Annotated in this window: 6 protein-coding genes and 1 pseudogene; 4 read left to right on the top strand and 3 right to left on the bottom strand. The window is 71.6% G+C overall.

All coding sequences use genetic code 11. The features are described 5' to 3' along the window. A partial coding sequence (locus tag KBX53_RS22525; RefSeq protein WP_210861482.1) for a chlorophyllase occupies nt 1–658 on the top strand: 658 nt, incomplete at its 5' end. 161 nt (nt 659–819) lie between these two features. Here the strand turns inward: KBX53_RS22525 and KBX53_RS22520 are convergent. The 3 genes from KBX53_RS22520 to KBX53_RS22510 all read right to left on the bottom strand — a co-directional run bounded on the left by KBX53_RS22520 (nt 820) and on the right by KBX53_RS22510 (nt 3597). Next, entirely contained in the window at nt 820–1782 is a 963-nt protein-coding gene (locus KBX53_RS22520) for a Zn-dependent alcohol dehydrogenase (protein ID WP_030336689.1), read from the bottom strand. Nucleotides 1783–1922: 140 nt separating this feature from the next. Beyond that, the gene (locus KBX53_RS22515; RefSeq protein ID WP_030336688.1) at nt 1923–3101 is read right to left on the bottom strand and encodes an NADP-dependent malic enzyme; all 1179 of its coding nucleotides are present in this window, start codon (nt 3099–3101) and stop codon (nt 1923–1925) included. 145 nt (nt 3102–3246) lie between these two features. Beyond that, complete coding sequence (locus KBX53_RS22510) at nt 3247–3597, bottom strand: S26 family signal peptidase (RefSeq protein ID WP_309140832.1); 351 nt, start codon at nt 3595–3597, stop codon at nt 3247–3249. A gap of 83 nt (nt 3598–3680) precedes the next feature. Here KBX53_RS22510 and sodN point away from each other — a divergent pair, with 83 nt between their 5' ends. The 3 genes and pseudogenes from sodN to KBX53_RS22495 all read left to right on the top strand — a co-directional run. Further along, nucleotides 3681–4085 carry a superoxide dismutase, Ni gene (gene sodN, locus KBX53_RS22505; RefSeq protein WP_030336684.1) on the top strand — a complete coding sequence of 135 codons (405 nt, stop codon included), beginning with the start codon at nt 3681–3683 and terminating at the stop codon, nt 4083–4085. Then, nucleotides 4082–4627 (top strand): GNAT family N-acetyltransferase, encoded by a 546-nt coding sequence (locus KBX53_RS22500; protein WP_210861478.1) that lies wholly within the window; start codon nt 4082–4084, stop codon nt 4625–4627. Before sodN ends, KBX53_RS22500 begins: the two co-directional genes overlap by 4 nt. Nucleotides 4628–4659: 32 nt before the next feature. Continuing rightward, nucleotides 4660–4842, top strand: a pseudogene (locus KBX53_RS22495) (anti-sigma regulatory factor); the annotation flags it as partial.

The raw sequence follows: 4842 nt of genomic DNA, 5'->3' as shown, positions 1-4842 counted from the left end.
GGTGATGTTCAGTCACGGCCTGGGTGGGCGGCCGGACGACTACGCCACGCTGCTGACCCGCTGGGCGGCGGCCGGTTTCGTGGTGGCCGCGCCCGCGTTCCCGCACACCTCCCGGGGCGCCGACAACAACGTCCTCGACGTGCTCAACCAGCCCGCCGACGTGTCGTACGCGTTGGATCAGGTGTTGGCGTTGGACGGCAAGGCCGGCGACGCGTTGCGCGGCCGGTTGGACGGTGAGCGGGTGGCCGCCGCCGGGCACTCGGCGGGCGGGGTGACCACCATCGGCCTGTTCACCGCGAGCCGGGACGAACGGCTGGACGCGGGAGTGGTGTTCGCCGGCACGGCGCTCGGGGTGGGTACCGCGTTCGCCGGTGCCGCCGCCCCGCAGTTGTTCGTGCACGGTGAGCTGGACGAGGTGGTCGAGTACGCGGCCGGCAAGGCCGCCTACGACAAGGTGCCCTGGCCGAAGGCGATGCTGAGCCTGCCGAAGGGCGACCACGGGCGGGCGCTGCTCAGCGACGGCGCGACGCTGCGGGTCGTCTCGGACACCTCGGTCGAGTTCCTACGCTGGTCGCTCTACGGCGACCCGGACGCCAAGAAGCGCATCTCCACCGACGCGACGCGCGGCGACATCGCCACCTTCGACGACCACCTCTGATCCCGCGCCTCGCGCCCCGCGCCGCACGCCGCACGCCGCACGCCCAAGATCTGCCAACATCGGGGATGTTGCTGCCTCGGCACGCCGGAATGCAGCAGTTTCCCCGATGTTGCGCAGATCATGGCGCGGCGCGACGCGAGCGCGGCGCGGACAGGCGGGCGTTAGGCCTCGTGGTCGATGACGACCTTGCCGAAGGCGTCGCCGGAGTGCAGTCGGGCGAAGGCGTCCTCGACCCGGCTGAACGGGATGACGCAGTCGACTACCGGGCGCACCTCGTTGTCCGAGCAGAACGCCAGCAGCTCGTACAGCTCGCCGGGCGTGCCCATCGAGGTGCCCAGGATCTCCAGCTGCATGGCGAAGACGCGGCGCAGGTTGACCGACGGCTCGTGCCCGGCGGTCGCGCCGGAGACCACGATCCGGGCCATCGGCGCGGCCGACTTCAGCGAGTGGTCGAAGGTGGCCGCGCCGACCGTCTCGATCACCACGTCGACCCGCTCCGGCAGCCGGGCGCCGGGCTCCACGGCGGTGGCGCCGAGGGCGGAGATCCGGTCACGCTTCACGGCGTCGCGGCTGGTCGCGTACACCCGCTTGCCCATCGCGACGGCGAGCGCGACGGCCGCGGTGGCCACCCCACCGCCCGCGCCCTGGACCAGCACGCTGTCGGCCTCCGCGACGCGGCCCTTGGTGGTCAGCATCCGCCACGCGGTCAGCCAGGCCGTGGGCAGGCACGCCGCGTCGGTCGCCGCCATGCCGTCGGGCAGCGGGATCAGATTCGACCGGGGTACGACCACCCGCTCGGCGAGCGTCCCGGCGAAGTGCTCGGAGAGGATGGAGACCCCGCGCGGGTCACCCGGGGTGACGACCACCGGGTAGACGACCACCGGACGCCCCTCCGGGTCCACCCCGACCGCGTCGCAGCCGAGGATCATCGGAAGTTGGGCCTCGGTGAGACCCACCCCGCGCAGCGACCAGAGGTCGTGGTGGTTGAGCGAGGTGGCCCGCAACTGCACGGTCACCCAGTCGTCCGCCGGAGGGGTCGGCTCGGGCCGCTCACCGACGGTGAGCGCGGCGAGCGGGTCGGCGTCGTCGAAACGGGAGGCAAAGGCAGCACGCATGATCGGCACGGTAACAAGCTGAGCGCTCGTTAAGAAGGCGTGCGCGTAGGCCAGCGGCGCATGCTTCGCCGGAGCGCCCCTGGCCCACGCGTGCGCGTAGAGCCGGCGGCGCATGCTGCCCCGGAGAACCCCCGGCCCAGGCGTGCGTCCTAGCGGCGGGCGACGCCGTCGCGGCGGGCGGCTTCGGCGACCGCCTCGGCCACGGCCGGCGCGACGCGCGGGTCGAGCGGGGACGGCACGATCGCGTCGGCGGTCAGCGACTCGGCCACCACACCGGCGATGGCGTCCGCGGCGGCGACCTTCATCGCCTCGGTGATCCTGGTGGCGCCGGCGTCCAGCGCACCGCGGAACACCCCGGGGAAGGCCAGCACGTTGTTGATCTGGTTGGGGTAGTCACTGCGCCCGGTGGCGACCACCGCGACGTGCCGGGCGGCCACCTCGGGGTGCACCTCGGGGGTGGGGTTCGCCAGCGCGAACACGATTCCGCCGGGCGCCATCTGAGCCACCGCCGCCTCGGGGATCTGCCCGCCGGAGACCCCGACCAGCACGTCCGCGTCGCGCAGCGCCTCGGTGACGTCGCCGTGCCGGCCGTCGGCGTTGGTGCTCGCGGCCAACTCGGCCTTGGTGCCGGTCAGCTCGGTGCGGTGGCGGCCGATGATCCCCTTGGAGTCACAGACCACCACCTGGTCGGGGTTGACGCCCCCGGCGATCAGCATCTTCGTCACCGCCACGCCGGCCGCGCCCGCGCCGCTCACCGCCACCCGCAGGTCACCCAGCTTGCGGTCGAGCAACGTCGCGGCGTTGCGCAGCGCGGCGAGCACCACGATCGCGGTGCCGTGCTGGTCGTCGTGGAAGACCGGGATGTCCAACGCCTCGTCGAGTCGACGCTCGATCTCGAAGCAGCGCGGGGCGCTGATGTCCTCCAGGTTGATCCCACCGAACGAGGGTGCCAACGCCCGCACCACCGCGACGATCTCGTCCACGTCCTGGGTGTCCAGGCACACCGGCACCGCGTCCACGCCGCCGAACTGCTTGAACAGCACGGCCTTGCCCTCCATCACCGGCAGCGCGGCCCGGGGGCCGATGTTGCCCAGCCCGAGCACCGCCGAGCCGTCGGTGACCACCGCGACCGTGTGCGACACCCAGGTGTAGTCATCCACCAGGGCCGGGTCGGCGGCGATCGCCTCACACACCCGGGCCACCCCTGGGGTGTACGCCAGGGAGAGGTCCTCCCGGCTGGTGAGCGGCACGGTCGAGGTGACGGCCATCTTGCCGCCCCGGTGCAGTTGGAAGACGGGATCAGCGGGGTCCACGGTGGACGAAGACATGGTGGTGACTCCAGGATCTGTCGAGCAGATGTGAGGCGGCCGGCCCCGCCGCGAGGTGGGCGGCGGGCGGTGGCACGCGGTGCGGGGGGTCACCCGGGCACTTTCCGAGCATAGTGTCGACACCACCCCTCGGATGTGAGCAGGGTCATAACTGCCGGCGAGGTACCCGTCCCGGGCGCGGCCAGTAGCGGGCCACCACCCGTCCGCGCACGTCGGCCACCCCGTACGCCCGGGAGTCGTCGGTGATCAGGTCGTTGTCGCCCCGCAGCCACCAGCCGCCGTCCTGCGACCGGACCGCACGCTTCACCACCAGCAGATCGGGCCGGGTCCGGAAGACCGCGACCACCACGTCACCGGCCCGGATCGGGCGGCCACCGACGCGAACCAGCACCGCGTCGCCGTGCCGCAGCGTCGGGGCCATGGACGGGCCGGTCACCAGAACGGCGGTCAGCGGCCTCCGCAGCCGGGGCGCCTCAGCCGGGTGATCGGCGGTCACTGGTTTCACCTCAACCGGTTGGGGGAGCATCTCCAGGAGTAATGTCGCCTTTGATCATCGCAAACTTCCCATGGAGGATCCCGATGCGACTTCCGCGCATCCTTGCGCCCCGCGTCACCGCGAGCGCTCACTGCGACCTGCCGTGCGGTGTCTACGACCCGGCCCAGGCCCGGATCGAGGCCGAGTCGGTCAAAATGATCTGCGAGAAGTACCAGTCGAACACCGACCCGGAGTTCCGCACCCGCGCCATCATCATCAAGGAGCAGCGCGCCGAGCTGGTCAAGCACCACCTTTGGGTGCTCTGGACCGACTACTTCAAGCCGCCGCACTTCGAGAAGTACCCGAACCTGCACAGCCTGTTCAACGAGGCCACCAAGCTCGCCGGCGCCGGTGGCGTCAAGGGCAGCCTCGACCCGGCCACCGCCGACAAGCTGCTCGCGAAGATCGACGAGATCTCGAAGATCTTCTGGGAGACCAAGAAGGCGTGACCTCTCCGGTCATCCCGACGATCCGGCCGGCACGTCCCGAGGACGTGCCGGCCGTCGTCGCCATGGTGCACGAGCTGGCCGAGTACGAACGCGCGCCGGAGCAGTGCCACCTCACCGCCGAGCAGTTGACCTCGGCCCTGTTCGGTGCCGGCGCGACGTCGGAAGAGCCGAGCGCTCCGGCGCTCTTCGGCCACGTCGCGGTGGATGAGCAGGACCAGCCGGTCGGCTTCGCACTGTGGTTCCTCAACTTCCCCACCTGGGCCGGCGTGCACGGCATCTACCTGGAGGACCTCTACGTCCGGCCGGCCGCCCGGGGCACCGGCGCCGGTCGGCTGCTGCTCGCCACGCTGGCCGACATCTGCGTACGACGCGGCTACCGGCGGCTGGAGTGGTGGATGATCGACTGGAACCCGGCCGCCGGTTTCTACGCCTCGATCGGCGCCGAGCAGATGAGCGAGTGGGTTCCCTACCGGCTCAGCGGCGACGCGCTCCGCCAGCTGGCCGATCACGTCACCACCGCCGGCACGCGTACGGGCGACTGACCGGGTAGAGTCCCCGACCGGGGGGATGAGGCGTGACTCAACTGACCGGCCAGCCAGCGACCGACGACGACGTGGTGCACCTCACGGTGCCCGCCGACGGCGGTTACCTCGGCGTTCTTCGCACCGCCACCGCCGGTCTCGCGGCCCGGTTGCAGTTCGCGCTCGACGAGATCGAGGATCTGCGGATCGCTGTCGACGAGGCGTGCGCCATGCTG

It is taken from the genome of Micromonospora sp. M51, assembly GCF_018070305.1.
In the GTDB taxonomy this organism is placed as follows: domain Bacteria; phylum Actinomycetota; class Actinomycetes; order Mycobacteriales; family Micromonosporaceae; genus Micromonospora; species Micromonospora parva.
Note: the sequence above shows the minus strand (reverse complement) of the source record. Positions and strands in the feature narration are given on the sequence as shown.

Coding starts and splice junctions, on each gene's coding strand:
- sodN (WP_030336684.1), top strand. CDS start 3,681: ATGCGACTTCCGCGCATCCTTGCGCCCCGCGTCACCGCGAGCGCTCAC.
- KBX53_RS22515 (WP_030336688.1), bottom strand. CDS start 3,101: ATGTCTTCGTCCACCGTGGACCCCGCTGATCCCGTCTTCCAACTGCAC.